Below are 18,961 nucleotides of genomic sequence, written 5' to 3' on the forward strand. Positions count from 1 at the left end.
AGCTGGTAGGCGATTTGTTTGTGACGGAGAAGGTCTTTTGTTTCTGGAGCAAATATGGTAGAATGATAGCTACGATAGAAGGAGGTTTTTATGGAGAGAGATAGATTGGTTCGACTCAATTGGAGACTGGGCATGGTGGCAGGAGTGACCTTATTTTTGGGACCTGTCCTACGATTTTTGCTATCCTATACTGGGGCCATCATCTATAAAGATCCTTCAAAGGTGCTGGTTATCACGGTTGCCTTTTCCCTGCTCCTGACATTTTTTAAGATTTTGATGATTGCATTAGGAACCTTTATGCTAATCTATTTCGAAGAGGATCAACAACTTCGAATGCTGCCATCTGTTTTATTTATCATTGGTGGCGTGCTGGGCTTTCTTTCAGCGACCGAGTGGATAGGAGGATTTCTAATCATTAAAGGTGCTGTTTCTTTTTCTAAATTTTTAAAAGAAGTCCGCGGCCTTGTCTGATAGTCTAGTGAAACAATCCGTTTGAGGGTTGTTTTTTTATTTAAAGAATTATCTGGCGAAAGAATATGTTAGCAAAATGCTTTTTTTATAAGAAAACATGATGTAATACAACTTGAAAAAATAAAAGGAGAATATTATGAAACAATCTTTCATTACATCGTATTTAACATTTATTTAAAAGCTTCCATTGCTTTAGAGGGAGTCTTTATAAAAACTTCTAACCCTAATACTATTTTAAAAGTTATTCCACTGGGTTCTCAAAATAAAACAATTCCTGTTGATCCTGTTGCAAGTGTAGATAGTTCATTTCGTCTTGATTTCAAATCATTTGCTTGGGGTATCATTTTCGCTCTTATTGACCTTTCAATGGTGCAAAATTCATTTATTGGGGGATTGATATTAGCGGCTTATGGTGTATTAACAGTGCTAAGTGCTTTTCAAACTCTACTAGTTTTGCATCTTGCTTCTGGTGGAACACATGTTGTCAGTGTGGTAGTATTTGAAAAAGCTAATCTTGAAAATTGCAAAGAAACAATTGAAGGTCTAATTCATAATCGTTACAATGATAATAATGTAACCAAGAATACTGATCGTTTAATTGATGCTTTAAATAACAAATAATTGCAATCGTTTCTTGATTGAATATCGCGAATTAATAATATCTAGATGAGAGGACACCGTTCTCTCTTTTTAGTTGATTTTAACTAGCTTTTTTGTGAAAAATTGTGTAAAATAGAATAGATAAACGAGGGAAACCTCGAAAAATAAAAGGAGAATCCATCTAATGGTAAAATTGGTTTTTGCTCGCCACGGTGAGTCTGAATGGAACAAAGCTAACCTTTTCACTGGTTGGGCTGATGTTGATTTGTCTGAAAAAGGTACACAACAAGCGATTGACGCTGGTAAATTGATCAAAGAAGCTGGTATCGAATTTGACCAAGCTTACACTTCAGTATTGAAACGTGCAATCAAAACAACAAACTTGGCTCTTGAAGCTTCTGACCAATTGTGGGTTCCAGTTGAAAAATCATGGCGCTTGAACGAACGTCACTACGGTGGTTTGACTGGTAAAAACAAGGCTGAAGCAGCTGAACAGTTTGGTGATGAGCAGGTTCACATCTGGCGTCGTTCATACGATGTATTGCCTCCAAACATGGACCGTGATGATGAGCACTCAGCTCACACAGACCGTCGTTACGCTTCACTTGATGACTCAGTTATCCCAGATGCTGAAAACTTGAAAGTGACTTTGGAACGTGCCCTTCCATTCTGGGAAGACAAAATCGCTCCAGCACTTAAAGATGGTAAAAACGTATTCGTAGGAGCTCACGGGAACTCAATCCGTGCCCTTGTAAAACACATCAAACGCTTGTCAGACGACGAAATCATGGACGTGGAAATCCCTAACTTCCCACCATTGGTATTCGAATTTGACGAAAAATTGAACGTCGTTTCTGAATACTACCTTGGAAAATAATTTATAAACAGAAAGCCTAGGATTCCTAGGCTTTTTTGTATCTAAGTTAAAAAAGGCAATTTAGCTAATTGAAAAAGTATAAAATGAGAGGAAGCAGTTTATACTGTAGTGGGGTGGATGAATTAATCTTCTTTTGATTCGTAGCTCCAGTGTTCGTAGTTATAGGTTGATAAGATTATATCCGTGATTTCTTCCGGTTCTTCTTGAGCTCCCCCAGCAATCCAAAGAGAAATAATTCCTTCAATACTTGATAAGAAGATTTCCAAAGCGTATTTGTGAGGAATTTGGAAGTTTTCAGATAAGAAATGACGAGTCTTTTCTTTTTGATTTTCAGTTAGAATAATGCTACTTAGAAATTCACGAATTGCACCACGAAAGTCTATGTAATGACTTTGGGACAAGGCGTTAATAAGGCGTTCGTTCGAACGTAATATATAGAAGTTGGCTAACATAAACTTTCTAGGCGATTCTCTTTCTTTTTCTAAAAAAATGTAGAGCTGGGAAATAATTTCACTTTTAAAACTGTCAATCATTTGATATTTGTCTTCATAGTGTAGATAGAAAGTTCCCCTATTAATTCCTGCCCGTTTACAGAGCTTACTAATTGATATATTTTCAAATTTATCCTCTGATAGCAGCTGAATCAAAGCTTCTTTGATATCTTCCTTAGTAGTAGTTTTTCGTTTCTGAACCATTTTGTCTTCCTTCTTCTTAAATCAACACTTTGTTGATTTTTGATTATTGCTTTTTGACTTAGCCCATTATATAATATTTGTGATTTAGAATCAACATCTTGTTGATTTAAGAAAACGAGCTTTGAAAAGGAGATAAACGATATGGCTTATATTGAAATGAAACACAACTACAAGCGTTATCAGGTTGGGGATACGGAGATTGTGGCTAATCGTGATGTGAATTTTGAAATTGAAAAGGGGGAGCTGGTCATTATCCTTGGTGCTTCTGGTGCTGGAAAATCAACGGTTCTCAATCTCCTAGGAGGTATGGATACCAATGATGAGGGAGAGATTTGGATTGATGGTGCCAATATTGCCAACTATAGTTCGCACCAACGAACAAACTATCGTCGTGAAGATGTAGGCTTTGTTTTTCAATTTTACAATCTGGTCTCCAATCTGACAGCCAAGGAAAATGTGGAATTGGCCTCAGAAATCGTGACAGATGCCTTGGATCCAGAGCAGGTTTTGACAGATGTAGGGCTAGGTCATCGCCTCAATAACTTTCCAGCCCAGCTTTCTGGAGGGGAGCAACAGCGAGTCTCCATTGCACGCGCTGTAGCTAAGAATCCTAAAATTCTCCTTTGTGATGAACCGACAGGTGCCTTGGATTACCAGACAGGGAAACAAGTCTTGAAAATTCTCCAAGACATGTCTCGTCAAAAAGGAACGACGGTGATTATCGTGACCCACAATGGCGCGCTAGCCCCTATTGCAGATCGCGTGATTCATATGCGTGATGCCACGGTTAAGAGTGTGACGATTAATGAGAATCCACAGGATATCGATATATTGGAGTATTAGCATGAAAAAAACATATCGGAAAGACCTATTTCAGTCAGTGACGACTTCAAAGGGACGCTTTGTTTCTATCTTGACCTTGATGATGCTGGGTTCTTTAGCCCTAGTAGGTCTTAAAGTAGCCAGTCCAAACTTGGAACGCACGGCAGGGGATTATCTCCGTAAAGCCAATGCTTTGGATCTGGCAGTGATAGCTGATTATGGCTTGGACAAAGAAGATCAGGACGAACTAAAGACCCTTCAAGGAGCAAGTGTTGAGTTTGGCTATATGGCAGACCTAACCGTTGAAAATGGTGAGGAAGCAGTTCGACTTTATTCCAAACCAGAGAGCATTTCAACCTTTCAAGTGACAGAAGGGCGACTGCCAGAAGCTGATGAGGAAATTGCCTTAGCTGATTTCTGGAAAGACCGCTATCAGATTGGGCAGACCATTACCTTTACTAAGAAAGAAGAAAAGTCCATCGTAAAATCCCAAACTTTTACAATTACTGGATTTGTTCAGTCGGGTGAGATTCTTTCTAAAGAAGATTTAGGAAGTGCTAGTAGTGGAAATGGAAGCTTGGCTGGCTATGGAGTGATTTTGCCCAGCCAGTTTGATTCAGATGTTTATAGTATTGCGCGTGTGCGCTATGATGATTTAAAAAATCTGGATGCTTTTTCATCAGACTATAAGACCAAACGAACCCAACATCAGGAAGAGTTGCAAGACTTACTTGCTGATAATGGTCAAAAAAGATTGGCAAGTATTAAAACAAATGGGCAAAAGAGCCTGAAAGATGGGAAAGAACAGCTCCAAACTGCTGAAAGCAACCTTGAAAATGGTAAGAGTCAGTTAGAGCAGACTGAAAGTCGCTTGAAAACGCAAGAAGAACAAGCGACCGCTTTACCAGAACCGCAAAAGAGTCAAATCGAGGGACATCTGACAAAAGCTAAGGAAGAACTGGCGACTAAAAAAGAAAAACTGGCTCAGACAGAGAGTGATCTAACTAAGGAAAAAGAGAAGCTTGAACAGCGTCAGAAAGAGCTTGATGAACTGGCAGAGCCGAAATACCACGTATACAATCGCCAAACCATGCCAGGTGGTCAAGGCTACCGCATGTACAGCAATTTATCAACAAGTATTCGTTCTATCGGAAATATTTTCCCCGTGGTGCTATATATGGTCGCTGCAATGGTGACCTTTACAACGATGACTCGCTTTGTAGATGAAGAACGTACCAATGCAGGTATTTTTAAGGCCTTGGGTTACAGGAACAGAGATATAGTTGCAAAGTTTGTCCTCTATGGTTTTCTTGCAGGAACTGTGGGAACCATTTTAGGAACGCTTCTTGGACATTATCTTCTTGCAGGCGTGATTTCGGATGTTATAACAGCTGGGATGGTCGTTGGGAAAAGCCAGGAGTATTTTTACTGGTCTTATAGCCTCCTTGCCCTAGCCTTGAGTTGGGTATCCAGTGTCTTGCCAGCTTATCTGGTGGCGCGGAGGGAATTACACGATGAAGCAGCCCAACTCTTGCTTCCCAAACCTCCCGTTAAGGGATCAAAGATTTTGCTGGAGCGCCTGAGCTTTATTTGGAGTCGTTTGAGTTTTACTCATAAGGTTACGGCGCGAAATATTTTCCGATATAAGCAAAGGATGTTGATGACCATTTTTGGAGTTGCAGGATCAGTTGCTCTCCTATTTGCCGGTCTTGGCATTCAGTCTTCTGTAGGAGGAGTTTCCGAGCGCCAATTTGAACAAATCCAGCAATACCAGATGATTGTAGCAGAAAAGAGCAGTGCGAGTGAGCAAGAAAAAGCAGATTTAGAAAGTGCCTTGCAAGCTGAATCGATCCATGCTTATCAAAAGATTTACTCTAAAACCATTGAAAAAGATTTCAAAGGAAAAGCAGGACTTCAGACTATCACCATAATGGTCACAAGAAGAGAAGACTTCAAGCCTTTTATCGCATTACAGGAAAATGGGCAAGAGGTGGAGTTCACTGATGGAGCTGTCGTGAGTCAAAAACTAGCTCAACTAGCAGATGTTAATGTTGGAGATAAGCTAGAGCTTGATGGGAAAGAAATCAAGGTCTCGGCGATTTCTGAAAACTACGTTGGACACTTTGTTTATCTCAACCGAGCGACGTATGAACAAGTCTACGGCACCAGTCCGAAAGACAATACCTACCTAGTGAAATTAAAAGAGCCGACACTATCCAATACGGAGAAAGAAGCTGCTGTCTTTATGAAAAAAGCTGCTGTTTCTGGGGTGGTCCAAAATGTGACAGCCATCCATCTCTTTGAATCCGTGGCTAGTTCGCTCAATAAAACCATGGCAATCCTTGTCCTTGTTTCCGTCTTACTAGCCATTGTCATTCTTTACAATCTCACCAATATCAATGTGGCAGAACGTATCCGCGAACTTTCCACTATCAAGGTTCTCGGTTTCCACAATAAAGAAGTGACCCTCTATATCTACCGCGAGACCATAGTGCTATCCCTTGTGGGGATTGTTCTCGGTTTGGTAGCAGGCTACTATTTACATCAATTTTTGATACAAATGATTTCACCTGCCACCATACTTTTTTATCCACGAGTCAGCTGGGAAGTCTATGCTCTTCCAATCGTCGCAGTGACTGTAATCTTAGCCTTACTGGGCCTCTTTGTCAATCACCACTTGAGAAAAGTAGATATGCTCGAAGCCCTGAAATCAGTAGAGTAATTCAAGGTTTTAAACAGTAAATCAGTTGACAAAGTCTCTGCTTCTTGGTAGAATAAGAACTGTCGTAAAGACAAATAACTTCTTCTTGGTTACAGGCATGCCAACCTGTCACTCGGATGAAGCCAAATAAAAAGGAGAAACATCATGGCAATCTCAAAAGAGAAAAAAAATGAAATCATCGCACAATATGCACGTCACGAAGGTGATACAGGTTCAGTAGAGGTTCAAGTTGCTGTCCTTACTTGGGAAATCAACCACCTTAACGAACACATCAAACAACACAAAAAAGACCACGCTACTTACCGTGGATTGATGAAGAAAATCGGTCGCCGTCGTAACTTGCTTGCATACTTGCGTAAAAACGACGTTAACCGTTACCGTGAGTTGATCAACTCTCTCGGACTTCGTCGTTAATCTGCTTTATTTTCTACTTACATTGCGTTGTCACCTTACCTCGATATACTCAAGTATAATCTTCGGTTACGGTTCCTAGCACTGTAAGGTAAAATAAACCAAATCATCTCCCTTCGGGGAGATTTTTTGTTTCACTAAAATTTTTATACAATCTTCGGCTCATTGCCTAGTCTATAAACGGTTTATCCGGCAAGAATCATGATGCTAAGGGCGCCAAAAATCCGTATGAAAATAGGTAAACGACACAGTCTTCGATGAACACAAGGAGTTTCATCTTTGTCGCTAGGATTTTAGCCCGAGCTCAAATCATCTCTCTGACTTCAGAGGGCTTTTTCTATATATATTTACATCCTTGTTCATCTAATAGAAATATGGTATACTTTTCATGAGAATTTTCTAAATTTTTAATTTTGTTTAAGGAGGTTTTCATGCTTTCCAAATTTTCTGGAAGCCGACGGGACCTGCAATTTGTGTTACTTTTAGGTATTTTGCTAGCTACTTTAGGGATTTCCCTCTTTCTAGCAGTTTCAATGGGATCCGTTGCGATTGATCTAGGAGATACCTATCGGATTATTTTGAGCAGGTTGGGGTTTCCTCTTGAGATAGGAGAGGTTTCCAAGTCCACTCTTGCCATTGTATGGAACATGAGATTCCCCCGAGTATTGTTAGGTCTGATAGTAGGGGTTGGTCTTTCTATGTGTGGTAGCGTGATGCAGTCTACAGTGAACAATCCCATCGCAGAGCCTTATGTCTTAGGAATTTCTGCGGGTGCAACTCTAGGGGCAACCTTGAGCATCATTCTCGGTTTGAAAGTGATGATTAGTCTTGGAGCTTTTCTTGGAGCTATTTTGGCAACCATTGCTGTCCTCATCATTGCCTCTATGCAGGGAAGGATGACGACTTCTAGTCTGATCTTATCAGGAACGGTGGTCAATGCTCTCTTTCTGGCATTTTCCAACTTTATTATCTCTGTTGGCGCTAATGCGGACAGTGTGATGACCATTAAGTTTTGGACCATGGGTTCGCTTGCCGGGACTACTTGGTCTGACTTACTCTTGCCAACTATGGTAGTAGGAGTAGCCTTTCTATTTTTCGCTACCCAGTATCGTGTTTTTAATGCGATGATGATGGGAGATGAGGCTGCTTTAACTTTGGGGATACCTTTACGCTTTTATTGGTATCTTTATGTGACCATGGTGGCTGTGCTGACAGCCGTCTTAGTGGCAACTTGTGGGATTATTGGATTTGTCGGTCTGATTACTCCTCACTTAGCTCGAGGGTTAGTAGGAACGAATTACAGGAGGCTTTTTCCCGTTGCGACCTTACTGGGTGCCCTCTTTGTGGTCTGGGCAGATGTACTTTCTCGTGTCATCATTCCAAATGCCGAGCTGCCGATTGGTATTTTCACAGCCTTAGTAGGTGCTCCCTTCTTTATCTACATTGTTGGGGGTAGGCGAAGGGAGGTGAGGGTCTGATATGGACTTGATTTGTCAGGATGTCCACTTTGGACTAGGAGAGAAAAAAATCCTCAAAGGAGTTTCTCTTAAGGTTGAGGGGCATCAATTCCACACGATATTAGGGCCAAATGGAAGTGGAAAAACCAGCCTGCTTAAACTCCTCTATCGCCAGGAAAAGGCGGACAAAGGCTTGATAAGCCTAGATGGAAAGCCGCTGGAGCATTGGTCACTCAAAGAAACAGCCAAGCAAATGGCAGTTGTCACCCAGTTTAATCAATTGCAGTTTGATTGTACAGTTGAGGAAATTGTCTTGCTGGGAAGGACTCCCCACCTCTCTTTTTTACAGAAGGAAAAGGAAAGGGATTATGCCCTCGTTCAAGATGCTCTCGTCAAGGTGGATATGCTTGAGAAGAAAACTCGTCTCTATTCGTCTCTTTCAGGTGGGGAGAAACAGCGAGTCTTATTAGCACGCGCCTTGGCGCAAGAACCGACTCTCTTGCTCCTGGATGAACCTACCAATCACCTGGATATCAAGTACCAGTTAGACTTGTTGGCCATTGTAAAAAATCTCAAGGTCAATGTTCTAGCTGTCCTACATGATATTCAACTTGCTTGTCGCTATTCGGATTATCTCTATCTGATGAAAGAGGGAGAAATCCTTTACCAAGGGACTCCAAAGGAGACCATCACCCCTGAGTCATTGCAAACTGTATACGGAGTTCAAAGTCAGGTTACTTGGACCGAGGATCAGCAAGCCATGATTCACTATTTATAAGAATGAAAAGGAAAACAAGATGAAAAAAACACTCAGTATTTTACTCGTAACAGTAGCTACCCTAACCATGGCAGCTTGTGGTAATACTACTACAGAAAAAACTACCACACAATCTAGCACAGAAACAAGTCAAAAGGCCAGCACAGAGACGGCTTATCCGTTAACGGTCAAGACCTATGACGCTAAGGGAAATGAAGTCGAACAAGTCTTTGACAAGGCACCTGAAAAAGTTATCACCAACAATCTTTCAACCACTGAAATCTTATTGGAGCTAGGCTTGAAGGATAAAATTGCTGGCATGCTCAACCCGGACAATGCTGTAACGGACAAATACAAGGATGCTATTGCGACGATTCCTCAAATTGGCGATAAAAAAACAGTCTCACAAGAGACAGTCCTTTCTTATGAACCAGATGCGGTGATGGGTCGAAACATGATGTTTTCTGAAAAATCCTTGGGGACAGTTAGCACTTGGAATGAAAATAAAATCCCAGTCTATACACAAAAAGCTTCTCTCTCAACGATTCAGCAAGATTTGGGAAATATTGTAGAAGATGTCAAAAATCTTGGAATGATTTTCAATGTTCAGGACAAGGCCAATGAGTACGTGGCACAATTACAAGCTAAAATTGACGCTGTTAAGAAAGCAAACCCAGCAAGCCAAGGTGAAAAGAAAAAGGCTTTGATTATGGTTGCTTATAACGACGAAACCTTTGGTGCCTACAAGTCTGCTTTGCAAGAAAGCTTGCTAAATCAACTTGGTTATACCAACGTTGCAACGGGAACATCAGGCTTGACCTTGGAAAATCTCGTGTCTATGGATCCTGAGTTGATTATCTATGTGACCAGCGACCGCAATAAAAAATTGGATGCTAACGCAGTAGAGTTGATGAAAGCAAATGAAGTTTTGGAAAACGTTCCTGCAATTAAGAATCAAAAAATCATGACCATCTCTTACGATGAGTTGATGGACTATGGTCCAGCAGTGATTGATTCCCTTGAGAAAATCAATGACTTTATCAATAAATAATGAGTTTGATTGGGAAGGGATTCAAGTTAAGGTCAGCCTTCCTTCGACCTATGCCCCCAATCAAACCTATCCGGCTATTTTATTGAATGATGGAAACTTGGATTTCCTGTCTTCCCTTTCAGAGTCTGTGATTTTAGTGGGCTTGACCTCTAAAAATCGCCTAAACGACTACACTCCCTGGAAGGCAACTGCTCTGAGAGAGGGGGCTCCAGATTTTGGCGGTCAGGCAAATGCCTATCATAGTCATTTATTTGGAGGTCTTTTAGATAAGTTGCAGTCGCTTTATCGCCTGGACAAAAATCGCCTTGCCTATGGAGGGTATTCACTGGGTGGTTTGGCGGCAGTCTACAGTCTATTCAGCTTTGACAAGGTCTCCTGTATCTTCTCTATCTGCGGTTCCTTTTGGTATCCTGATTTTACGACTTACTGCAAGGAAGAGAAAGTGAGAAATCTAGATTGTTTACTGTATTTACAGAATGGTCAAACGGAAGGAGCCCATCATACCAATCGCTTGGCTCAAGCACCAGTCTATGCTGAACAGATCCATACCAGCCTTCAGCAACATTATCCGACTGGTCAGTTTGTCTTTGATCCTTACGGGCACCATGAGCAAGTGGCTGAGCGATTTCTAGCCTTTTCCAGCTGGTTGGCCCAAAAATGGAAAATTGCATAAAAGAAATATCCCTTGGTAAAAGCCAAGGGATAATTGTATTTTTTAACCAAGAGCCTCTCTCTTCTTATCTGGATTCCAGATAAAGCTTGCAATGAAGGTAAAGATAATCGTTAGGATACCAACAATCACAGCAAGTATGAGGGCTGGGATTCGGACAAACCACCAGAGTGGGTTTGGTTTTTTATCATTGTGCCATTGCTTGGTTTCTTCGTCCAAACGTTGGAATTCTGCTTGGATACGGTCTGCAACCATTTCAATCCCTTCATCATTCATTTTCTTGATGTCTGAGATATCGATAGGATTTCCAAAGTTCATATCCACACGTTCACGGCTGACTAAGCCTTTCAAGGTCATGGGACCGGTATAGGTAACAGGCATGATGCGAACCTTAGCCATTTTGGCAATCAAGGCAACTCCACCCTTGACATCATTTGAGTGACGGCTCCCACTTGGAAACATGATGAGAGAGCGGTCGCTTTTTTTGAGGACGTTGATAGGGTACTTGATGGCAGAGGCACTAGGTTTTTCCCGGTCAATAGGAAAGGCGCCACACATACGAATCCACCAGCCAAAGATACGGTTGTTAAACAGCTCTTTTTTGGCCATAAAAATGAACTGTTTTGGCTTGGTCGCAAAGGCCATGTAAACAGGATCCCACCAGGTACGGTGAGGTGCGACGAGGATATAGTTTTCGTCTCGGCTAGGGATTTTATCAGTATTGTGATAGTGGGCATTGCCATTGATGGACCACAAGATCAGCATGACTAGTCCACGCAAATAAGTATAAAACATGAAATCTCCTTCGATTGTATTGCTTTTATTATTATACCTTATCGAAAGACTACTGGCAAACTTTTTCAGTTATCAGTGAAGATATTTTGGATGAGATTAGAATTCTGCTAGAAAAAATGATATGATAGAATTTATGGATAAAAATAAGATAATGGGATTAACCCAAAAAGAAGTCAAGGAAAGACAAGCTCAAGGTTTGGTCAATGACTTTACCGCATCAGCTAGTACCAGTACTTGGCAAATCATCAAACGAAATGTTTTTACACTTTTTAATGCTTTGAACTTTGCGATTGCTTTGGCGCTAGCCTTTGTGCAGGCCTGGAGCAATCTGGTCTTTTTTGCGGTTATCTGCTTTAACGCTTTTTCTGGGATTGTGACCGAGCTACGGGCCAAACATATGGTGGACAAGCTCAATCTCATGACCAAGGAAAAGGTCAAAACCATCCGTGATGGTCAAGAAGTCGCTCTCGATCCAGAAGAATTGGTCTTGGGCGATATCATTCGTCTATCGGCTGGGGAGCAGATCCCTAGTGATGCTCTGGTTCTGGAAGGTTTCGCAGAAGTCAATGAAGCTATGTTGACTGGTGAGAGTGATTTGGTACAAAAGGAGGTGGACGCCTTGCTTTTGTCTGGGAGTTTCTTAGCCAGTGGATCAGTTTTGGCCCAAGTTCACCATGTTGGGGCAGAAAACTATGCTGCCAAACTCATGCTGGAGGCCAAGACTGTGAAACCCATCAACTCCCGCATTATGAAATCGCTGGACAAGCTAGCTGGTTTTACTGGGAAGATTATCATTCCCTTTGGTCTCGCTCTCCTGCTAGAAGCCTTGATGTTAAAAGGCTTGCCCCTCAAGTCATCCGTTGTAAATTCGTCGACAGCACTTTTGGGTATGTTGCCCAAGGGAATCGCCCTTTTGACCATCACTTCGCTCTTGACTGCGGTGATCAAGCTGGGCTTGAAAAAGGTCTTGGTGCAGGAAATGTACTCTGTCGAGACCTTGGCGCGCGTGGATATGCTCTGTCTGGACAAAACGGGCACCATCACTCAAGGAAAGATGCAGGTGGAGGCTGTACTTCCTTTGACCGAAGAGTATGGTGAACATGCGATTGCCAGCATTTTGACTAGCTACATAGCTCATAGTGAGGATAAAAATCCTACAGCTCAAGCTATTCGCCAGCGTTTCCAAGGTCAGGTTTCCTATCCTATGCTTTCGAATCTTCCTTTCTCTAGCGACCGCAAGTGGGGAGCTATGGAGTTAGAAGGGCTAGGAACGGTTTTCTTAGGGGCGCCTGAGATGTTGTTGGACTCTGAAGTGCCAGAAGCCAGAGAGGCCCTAGAGAGAGGTTCACGTGTCTTGGTCTTAGCCCTTAGTCAGGAAAAACTAGATCATCACAAACCACAGAAACCGTCTGACATTCAAGCCCTGGCCTTGCTGGAGATCTTGGATCCGATTCGAGAGGGAGCTGCAGAGACGCTAGATTATCTCCGTTCTCAGGAAGTGGGACTCAAGATTATCTCTGGTGACAATCCGGTCACTGTATCTAGCATTGCCCAGAAGGCTGGCTTTGCAGACTATCACAGCTATGTAGACTGTTCAAAAATCACGGATGAGGAATTGGTTGCTATGGCTGAAGAGACAGCTATTTTCGGACGTGTCTCCCCTCATCAAAAGAAACTCATCATCCAAACACTGAAAAAAGCAGGACATACAACGGCTATGACAGGGGATGGAGTCAATGATATCCTGGCCCTTCGTGAGGCAGATTGTTCCATTGTAATGGCGGAGGGAGATCCGGCGACTCGTCAGATTGCCAATCTAGTTCTCTTGAACTCAGACTTTAATGATGTTCCTGAGATTCTCTTTGAAGGTCGTCGCGTGGTTAATAACATCGCCCATATCGCACCGATTTTCTTGATTAAGACCATCTATTCCTTCTTGCTTGCAGTCATCTGTATTGCCAGTGTTTTACTAGGACGGTCTGAGTGGATCTTGATTTTCCCTTTCATTCCAATTCAGATTACCATGATTGACCAATTCGTTGAAGGTTTCCCGCCATTCGTCCTGACTTTTGAGCGAAATATCAAACCTGTCGAGCCAAACTTCCTCAGAAGATCCATGCTTCGTGCCCTACCAAGCGCACTCATGGTTGTGTTCAGCGTTCTTTTTGTGAAAATTTTTGGAGCGAGTCAAGGTTGGTCTGAGTTAGAAATCTCAACCCTACTCTATTATCTCCTTGGGTCTATCGGTTTCTTATCCGTATTTAGAGCCTGCATGCCATTCACCCTCTGGCGTGTCCTCTTGGTTGTCTGGTCAGTAGGAGGCTTCCTAGCCACAGCTCTCTTCCCAATGATTCAAAAGTTGCTTGAAATTTCGACCTTAACAGGACAAACACTGCCTGTTTATGGGGCCATGATGCTGGTCTTTACGGTGATTTTCATTCTAACCAGTCGTTACCAAACTAGAAAATAAAGAAAGACTGCAATCTGTGGATTGCGGTCTTTTTAGGTGCAAGATTGCTAGCTGAAATGTGGTATAATAAGAGGTAATAGAGTTTCGGAAAGTGAGAGAAGATGATTTCAAAGAGATTAGAATTGGTAGCTTCCTTTGTGCCACAGGGGGCCGTTTTACTAGATGTGGGAAGTGACCATGCTTATCTGCCCATCGAGTTAGTTGAGAGAGGTCAAATCAAAAGCGCCATTGCAGGGGAAGTGGTGGAAGGTCCTTACCAGTCTGCGGTTAAAAATGTTGAGGCTCACGGTCTAAAGGAGAAAATCCAAGTCCGTTTAGCCAATGGCTTGGCAGCCTTTGAAGAGGCTGACCAAGTCTCTATTATCACCATTGCTGGTATGGGTGGCCGTTTGATTGCTACCATATTGGAAGAAGGCTTGGACAAGCTAGCTAATGTAGAGCGTTTAATCCTCCAGCCTAATAATCGTGAAGACGACTTGCGCATTTGGTTGCAAGACCACGATTTTCAGATCGTAGCAGAAAGCATTCTAGAAGAAGCTGGTAAGTTCTATGAGATCTTGGTGGTGGAAGCGGGACAAATGAAGCTATCAGCCAGTGATGTTCGCTTTGGACCTATCTTGTCCAAAGAAGTCAGCCCAATCTTTGTCCAAAAATGGCAAAAAGAAGCTGCTAAGTTAGAGTTTGCCCTTGATCAAATTCCAGAAAAAAATATGGAAGAACGTCAAATTTTATCAGATAAAATTCAAGCCATCAAGGAGGTGCTCCATGTTAGCAAGTGAAGTGATTAAACGTTATGAAGACTTTTGTCCTCAGGAATTTTCCATGGAGGGAGACAGTCGTGGCCTGCAAATCGGTACTTTAGACAAGGATATCCAAAGGGTCATGGTTGCCCTTGATATTCGTGAAGACACGGTGGCAGAGGCTATTGAAAAGGGTGTGGATTTGATTATCGTTAAGCACGCGCCTATCTTTCGTCCCATCAAGGATTTGGTAGCCAACCGTCCGCAAAATCAGATTTACATCGACCTGATCAAGCATGACATCGCAGTTTATGTCAGCCATACCAATATTGACATCGTTGATAATGGGTTAAATGACTGGTTCTGCCAGATGCTAGGTATTGAGGACACGACCTATCTGCAGGAAACAGGCCCAGGACGTGGGATTGGGCGGATTGGGAATATTCAGCCTCAGACATTTGGGGAATTGGCCCAGCATGTTAAGCGAGTCTTTGGTCTTGATAGTCTTCGAATGGTGCATTATCAAGAGAGTGATTTGCAGAAGCCTATTTCAAGAGTGGCCATCTGTGGTGGCAGTGGGCAGTCTTTCTACTCTGATGCTTTGGCAAAGGGGGCAGATGTTTATATCACTGGCGATATCTACTATCACACAGCTCAGGATATGCTTTCTGATGGCCTGTTGGCATTGGACCCAGGCCACTATATAGAAGTGCTTTTTGTGGAAAAAACCACTGCACTCCTTATTCAATGGAAGGCAGAGAAGGGCTGGTCTATTGATATTTTGCCTAGTCAGGCATCGACTAATCCTTTCCACCATATCTAGTTAGAAGGTGAAGACAATGAAAAAAGTTGCCATTATTGGAGCAGGGATTGTAGGGGCAACTGCTGCCTACTACCTCTCGAAAGAAAGTGACCTAGAGGTGACCGTTTTTGACCATGGACAAGGTCAGGCAACCAAGGCAGCAGCGGGAATTATCAGTCCTTGGTTTTCCAAACGACGCAATAAAGCCTGGTACAAAATGGCACGCTTGGGAGCTGACTTTTATGTGGATTTGTTGGCTGATTTAGAAAAGTCTGGTCAGGAAATCGACTTTTACCAGCGTTCGGGAGTTTTTCTCTTGAAAAAGGATGAATCCAAGTTAGAAGAACTCTATGAACTAGCCCTCCAGCGTAGGGAAGAATCTCCCTTGATAGGTCAATTAGCCATTCTAGGCCAAGCGTCTGCAAATGAATTATTCCCTGGCTTGCAGGGATTTGACCGCCTGCTCTATGCTTCTGGTGGAGCGAGAGTAGATGGCCACCTCTTAGTAACTCGTTTGCTAGAAGCCAGTCAAGTCAAGCTGGTCAAAGAAAAAGTGAGTCTGACACCTTTAGCATCTGGCTATCAGATTGGCGAAGAGGTGTTTGAACGAGTTGTTTTAGCGACGGGAGCTTGGTTGGGGGACATTTTGGAACCTTTAGGATATGAGGTAGATGTTCGTCCCCAAAAGGGACAACTACGAGATTATCAACTTACCAAAGATATGAAATCTTACCCTGTTGTCATGCCAGAAGGGGAGTGGGATTTGATTCCTTTTGCAGGTGGGAAATTATCCCTAGGAGCTACCCATGAAAATGATATGGGATTTGACTTGACGGTAGATGAAACCTTGCTTCAACAAATGGAGGAGGCGGTCTTGCCTCACTATCCAGCGTTAGCTAAATCGACTTCCAGAGCTGAGCGTGTGGGAATCCGAGCCTATACTCGTGATTTCTCCCCTTTCTTTGGGGAAGTACCTGGCTTAGCAGGTGCCTATGCGGCTAGTGGTCTAGGTTCATCAGGCCTCACAACGGGTCCTATCATTGGTTACCATTTAGCTCAACTGATCCAAGATAAGGAGTTGACCTTGGACCCAATAAATTATCCAATTGCAAACTATGTCAAACGAGTAAAAAGCGAATAATACTCAATGAAAATCAAAGAACAAACTAGGAAGCTAGCCGAAGGCTGTACTTGAGTACGGTAAGGCGACGCTGACGTGGTTTGAATTTGATTTTCGAAGAGTATAAGCATTTTACTGAAATTTTAGCAGGCAGTTTAGGATGTCAAATGACATTCCCTATCAAAAATGATAAAATAAGAAAAAATAATCCGAGAATCGAGGAAAAAAGATGCAAGAAAAGATTTTGGTAACTGGTGGTGCTGGATTTATCGGAACCCACACTGTTATTGAGTTGATCCAAGCAGGTCATCAAGTGGTTGTGGTGGATAATCTTGTTAATAGCAATCGTAAAAGTTTAGAAGTTGTTGAAAGAATCACAGGAGTTGAGATTCCTTTTTATGAGGCAGATATCCGTGATACTGATACTCTCAGAGATATTTTCAAGCAGGAAGAACCGACTGGTGTCATTCACTTTGCGGGTTTGAAGGCTGTTGGTGAATCAACACGTATCCCTCTTACCTACTATGACAACAATATCGCTGGAACTGTTAGCCTTCTAAAAGCTATGGAAGAAAACAACTGTAAGAATATCATCTTCAGTTCTTCTGCTACAGTTTACGGGGATCCTCATACAGTTCCAATCTTAGAAGATTTCCCACTTTCAGTGACCAACCCGTACGGCCGTACTAAGCTCATGTTAGAGGAAATTTTGACGGATATCTACAAGGCAGACTCAGAATGGAATGTGGTTTTGCTTCGTTACTTTAATCCAATCGGAGCGCATGAAAGTGGAGACTTGGGAGAAAATCCTAATGGAATTCCAAACAATCTCTTGCCTTATGTTTCACAAGTGGCAGTGGGCAAACTAGAACAAGTGCAAGTATTTGGAGATGATTACGATACAGAAGATGGAACCGGGGTTCGTGACTATATCCATGTCGTAGACCTAGCTAAAGGTCACGTTGCAGCTTTGAAAAAACTCCAAAAAGGTTCAGGTCTTAATGTTTATAACCTTGGAACAGGTAAAGGTTACTCAGTTCTTGAAATTATCCAAAATATGGAAAAAGCAGTGGGACGTCCTATTCCTTACCGCATCGTAGAACGTCGCCCAGGTGATATCGCTGCTTGCTACTCAGACCCAGCAAAAGCTAAAGCAGAGCTCGGATGGGAAGCAGAACTCGACATCACCCAAATGTGTGAAGACGCATGGCGTTGGCAAAGCAAGCATCCAAATGGATTTGAAGACTAAGATGATGATTTCAATCATTGTCCCTTGTTTAAACGAAGAGGAAGTACTTCCTCTTTTTTATCAGTCTGTGGAAGCTCTGCTTCCTGACTTGGGAGCAGAAGTCGAATATGTCTTTGTAGACGATGGCTCTAGCGATGGGACCTTGGAGCTTTTGAAGACCTATCGGGAGCAAAATCCTGCGGTCCGTTATGTCTCATTCTCACGAAATTTTGGGAAAGAGGCAGCCTTATACGCAGGCTTGCAGCATGCAACTGGAGACTTGGTGGTCGTGATGGATGCAGACCTCCAGGATCCTCCTAGTATGCTACTTGAGATGAAAGCTTTACTAGACCAAAATGTAGACTTGGACTGTGTTGGGACACGGAGAACTAGTCGGGAGGGAGAACCCTTTTTCCGCAGTTTCTGTGCCGACCTCTTTTACCGCCTCATGAAAAAAATTAGTCCGGTAGCCTTGCCCTCAGGTGTCCGTGATTTTCGCATGATGAGAAGGTCTGTGGTAGATGCTATTTTAACACTGACTGAATCCAATCGTTTTTCTAAAGGACTCTTTGCCTGGGTGGGTTTTAAAACGCACTATCTTGATTATCCAAACGTTGAACGACAGGCTGGCAAGACCAGTTGGAGTTTTAGACAACTCTTTTTCTACTCGATTGAAGGAATTCTTAATTTTTCAGATTTCCCCTTGAGTATAGCCTTTGTAGCGGGACTTCTATCTTGTTTTCTTTCTTTTGCGATGACAGTTTTTGTAGTGTTTCGGACTCTTATCTTGGGAAATCCGACATCTGGTTGGACCTCTTTGATGGCTGTCATTCTCTTTCTTGGAGGGATTCAACTCCTGACAATTGGAATTCTTGGTAAGTATATCAGTAAGATTTATCTAGAGACCAAAAAAAGACCACTCTATCTCGTCAAAGAAAAAAGTGACCTTTCTATTATTGATGGAAAAAAATAACTAAAAAAGACTATAATTTTACCTAGAAATATGCTAAACTAATAAGTGTGGGAAAAATGAGAAAAAATCAATTATATTTATTCCCTGCTTCCTACGATGGATCTTTTAGAAGTGCACGTGTAGGACAATTTTTGATGGCCTCCAGAACATCGCTGGTCTCAGCGATTTCTCTTTGCAATTCAACTGGATCATCGTAAAATCGAACGATTCCATTATCATGGTAATCAAAGAGTTCAGAATAGGTTTGGCAAAGCCCGCAGGCGATGCACCGTTCAGGTATAAGTGTGACTTTCATATTTA

At 42.3% G+C, this 18,961-nt stretch carries 19 protein-coding genes; 16 read left to right on the top strand and 3 right to left on the bottom strand.

The annotated features are described in order from the left end of the window. Positions 1-90 precede the first annotated feature (90 nt). The 3 genes from MK385_RS00630 to MK385_RS00640 all read left to right on the top strand — a co-directional run bounded on the left by MK385_RS00630 (position 91) and on the right by MK385_RS00640 (position 1,948). Positions 91-471 carry a hypothetical protein gene (locus tag MK385_RS00630; RefSeq protein WP_268724986.1) on the top strand — a complete coding sequence of 127 codons (381 nt, stop codon included), beginning with the start codon at positions 91-93 and terminating at the stop codon, positions 469-471. 366 nt (positions 472-837) lie between these two features. Continuing rightward, the gene (locus tag MK385_RS00635; RefSeq protein ID WP_268724987.1) at positions 838-1,092 is read left to right on the top strand and encodes a hypothetical protein; all 255 of its coding nucleotides are present in this window, start codon (positions 838-840) and stop codon (positions 1,090-1,092) included. 163 nt (positions 1,093-1,255) lie between these two features. Continuing rightward, positions 1,256-1,948: a phosphoglycerate mutase gene (locus MK385_RS00640; protein ID WP_000240130.1), complete on the top strand. Its 693-nt coding sequence runs from the start codon at positions 1,256-1,258 to the stop codon at positions 1,946-1,948. Positions 1,949-2,070: 122 nt separating this feature from the next. Here MK385_RS00640 and MK385_RS00645 read toward each other — a convergent pair whose 3' ends face one another. After that, positions 2,071-2,643 (bottom strand): TetR/AcrR family transcriptional regulator, encoded by a 573-nt coding sequence (locus MK385_RS00645; protein WP_042902697.1) that lies wholly within the window; start codon positions 2,641-2,643, stop codon positions 2,071-2,073. A gap of 141 nt (positions 2,644-2,784) precedes the next feature. Between MK385_RS00645 and MK385_RS00650 the strand changes: the two genes are divergently transcribed. The 7 genes from MK385_RS00650 (at position 2,785) to MK385_RS00680 (ending at position 10,536) form a co-directional block, all read left to right on the top strand. Further along, on the top strand, positions 2,785-3,486 hold the full coding sequence (locus MK385_RS00650; protein WP_042902698.1) for an ABC transporter ATP-binding protein: 702 nt from the start codon (positions 2,785-2,787) through the stop codon (positions 3,484-3,486). After that, complete coding sequence (locus tag MK385_RS00655) at positions 3,482-6,187, top strand: FtsX-like permease family protein (RefSeq protein WP_268725092.1); 2,706 nt, start codon at positions 3,482-3,484, stop codon at positions 6,185-6,187. Before MK385_RS00650 ends, MK385_RS00655 begins: the two co-directional genes overlap by 5 nt. 144 nt (positions 6,188-6,331) lie before the next feature. Next, entirely contained in the window at positions 6,332-6,601 is a 270-nt protein-coding gene (gene rpsO, locus MK385_RS00660) for a 30S ribosomal protein S15 (protein ID WP_001018251.1), read from the top strand. Positions 6,602-7,029: 428 nt separating this feature from the next. Continuing rightward, the gene (locus MK385_RS00665; RefSeq protein WP_268724988.1) at positions 7,030-8,076 is read left to right on the top strand and encodes a FecCD family ABC transporter permease; all 1,047 of its coding nucleotides are present in this window, start codon (positions 7,030-7,032) and stop codon (positions 8,074-8,076) included. 1 nt (position 8,077) lies between these two features. Then, the gene (locus MK385_RS00670; protein WP_000364120.1) at positions 8,078-8,833 is read left to right on the top strand and encodes an ABC transporter ATP-binding protein; all 756 of its coding nucleotides are present in this window, start codon (positions 8,078-8,080) and stop codon (positions 8,831-8,833) included. Between the two features lie 19 nt (positions 8,834-8,852). Next, on the top strand, positions 8,853-9,863 hold the full coding sequence (locus MK385_RS00675) for an ABC transporter substrate-binding protein (RefSeq protein ID WP_268724989.1): 1,011 nt from the start codon (positions 8,853-8,855) through the stop codon (positions 9,861-9,863). After that, on the top strand, positions 9,844-10,536 hold the full coding sequence (locus tag MK385_RS00680) for an alpha/beta hydrolase-fold protein (RefSeq protein WP_268724990.1): 693 nt from the start codon (positions 9,844-9,846) through the stop codon (positions 10,534-10,536). Before MK385_RS00675 ends, MK385_RS00680 begins: the two co-directional genes overlap by 20 nt. A gap of 42 nt (positions 10,537-10,578) precedes the next feature. Here MK385_RS00680 and MK385_RS00685 read toward each other — a convergent pair whose 3' ends face one another. Beyond that, positions 10,579-11,328: a lysophospholipid acyltransferase family protein gene (locus MK385_RS00685; protein WP_084939864.1), complete on the bottom strand. Its 750-nt coding sequence runs from the start codon at positions 11,326-11,328 to the stop codon at positions 10,579-10,581. A gap of 133 nt (positions 11,329-11,461) precedes the next feature. Between MK385_RS00685 and MK385_RS00690 the strand changes: the two genes are divergently transcribed. From MK385_RS00690 to MK385_RS00715, 6 genes are all read left to right on the top strand, one after another. Continuing rightward, the gene (locus tag MK385_RS00690; RefSeq protein WP_268725093.1) at positions 11,462-13,798 is read left to right on the top strand and encodes a cation-translocating P-type ATPase; all 2,337 of its coding nucleotides are present in this window, start codon (positions 11,462-11,464) and stop codon (positions 13,796-13,798) included. A gap of 101 nt (positions 13,799-13,899) precedes the next feature. Next, on the top strand, positions 13,900-14,577 hold the full coding sequence (locus tag MK385_RS00695; protein ID WP_268724991.1) for a tRNA (adenine(22)-N(1))-methyltransferase: 678 nt from the start codon (positions 13,900-13,902) through the stop codon (positions 14,575-14,577). Next, positions 14,564-15,361: a Nif3-like dinuclear metal center hexameric protein gene (locus tag MK385_RS00700; RefSeq protein WP_268724992.1), complete on the top strand. Its 798-nt coding sequence runs from the start codon at positions 14,564-14,566 to the stop codon at positions 15,359-15,361. The genes MK385_RS00695 and MK385_RS00700 overlap by 14 nt, the downstream gene beginning before the upstream one ends. Positions 15,362-15,377: 16 nt before the next feature. After that, a complete protein-coding gene (locus tag MK385_RS00705; RefSeq protein WP_268724993.1) occupies positions 15,378-16,481 on the top strand; it encodes an NAD(P)/FAD-dependent oxidoreductase in 1,104 nt (367 codons plus the stop codon). A gap of 208 nt (positions 16,482-16,689) precedes the next feature. Further along, on the top strand, positions 16,690-17,709 hold the full coding sequence (gene galE, locus MK385_RS00710) for a UDP-glucose 4-epimerase GalE (protein WP_084943037.1): 1,020 nt from the start codon (positions 16,690-16,692) through the stop codon (positions 17,707-17,709). A 1-nt stretch (position 17,710) separates the two neighbouring features. Beyond that, complete coding sequence (locus tag MK385_RS00715) at positions 17,711-18,661, top strand: glycosyltransferase family 2 protein (RefSeq protein WP_268724994.1); 951 nt, start codon at positions 17,711-17,713, stop codon at positions 18,659-18,661. A 91-nt stretch (positions 18,662-18,752) separates the two neighbouring features. Here MK385_RS00715 and MK385_RS00720 read toward each other — a convergent pair whose 3' ends face one another. Next, positions 18,753-18,956: a ferredoxin gene (locus MK385_RS00720; protein WP_002874767.1), complete on the bottom strand. Its 204-nt coding sequence runs from the start codon at positions 18,954-18,956 to the stop codon at positions 18,753-18,755. Positions 18,957-18,961 lie beyond the last annotated feature (5 nt).

The organism is Streptococcus oralis, assembly GCF_026782125.1.
Classification (GTDB): Bacteria; Bacillota; Bacilli; order Lactobacillales; family Streptococcaceae; genus Streptococcus; species Streptococcus oralis_CE.

Coding starts and splice junctions, on each gene's coding strand:
- MK385_RS00720 (WP_002874767.1), bottom strand. CDS start 18,956: ATGAAAGTCACACTTATACCTGAACGGTGCATCGCCTGCGGGCTTTGC.
- MK385_RS00645 (WP_042902697.1), bottom strand. CDS start 2,643: ATGGTTCAGAAACGAAAAACTACTACTAAGGAAGATATCAAAGAAGCT.
- MK385_RS00670 (WP_000364120.1), top strand. CDS start 8,078: ATGGACTTGATTTGTCAGGATGTCCACTTTGGACTAGGAGAGAAAAAA.
- MK385_RS00685 (WP_084939864.1), bottom strand. CDS start 11,328: ATGTTTTATACTTATTTGCGTGGACTAGTCATGCTGATCTTGTGGTCC.
- MK385_RS00635 (WP_268724987.1), top strand. CDS start 838: ATGGTGCAAAATTCATTTATTGGGGGATTGATATTAGCGGCTTATGGT.
- MK385_RS00675 (WP_268724989.1), top strand. CDS start 8,853: ATGAAAAAAACACTCAGTATTTTACTCGTAACAGTAGCTACCCTAACC.
- MK385_RS00690 (WP_268725093.1), top strand. CDS start 11,462: ATGGATAAAAATAAGATAATGGGATTAACCCAAAAAGAAGTCAAGGAA.
- MK385_RS00650 (WP_042902698.1), top strand. CDS start 2,785: ATGGCTTATATTGAAATGAAACACAACTACAAGCGTTATCAGGTTGGG.
- MK385_RS00640 (WP_000240130.1), top strand. CDS start 1,256: ATGGTAAAATTGGTTTTTGCTCGCCACGGTGAGTCTGAATGGAACAAA.
- MK385_RS00665 (WP_268724988.1), top strand. CDS start 7,030: ATGCTTTCCAAATTTTCTGGAAGCCGACGGGACCTGCAATTTGTGTTA.
- rpsO (WP_001018251.1), top strand. CDS start 6,332: ATGGCAATCTCAAAAGAGAAAAAAAATGAAATCATCGCACAATATGCA.
- MK385_RS00705 (WP_268724993.1), top strand. CDS start 15,378: ATGAAAAAAGTTGCCATTATTGGAGCAGGGATTGTAGGGGCAACTGCT.
- MK385_RS00715 (WP_268724994.1), top strand. CDS start 17,711: ATGATGATTTCAATCATTGTCCCTTGTTTAAACGAAGAGGAAGTACTT.
- MK385_RS00630 (WP_268724986.1), top strand. CDS start 91: ATGGAGAGAGATAGATTGGTTCGACTCAATTGGAGACTGGGCATGGTG.
- galE (WP_084943037.1), top strand. CDS start 16,690: ATGCAAGAAAAGATTTTGGTAACTGGTGGTGCTGGATTTATCGGAACC.
- MK385_RS00695 (WP_268724991.1), top strand. CDS start 13,900: ATGATTTCAAAGAGATTAGAATTGGTAGCTTCCTTTGTGCCACAGGGG.
- MK385_RS00700 (WP_268724992.1), top strand. CDS start 14,564: ATGTTAGCAAGTGAAGTGATTAAACGTTATGAAGACTTTTGTCCTCAG.
- MK385_RS00680 (WP_268724990.1), top strand. CDS start 9,844: ATGACTTTATCAATAAATAATGAGTTTGATTGGGAAGGGATTCAAGTT.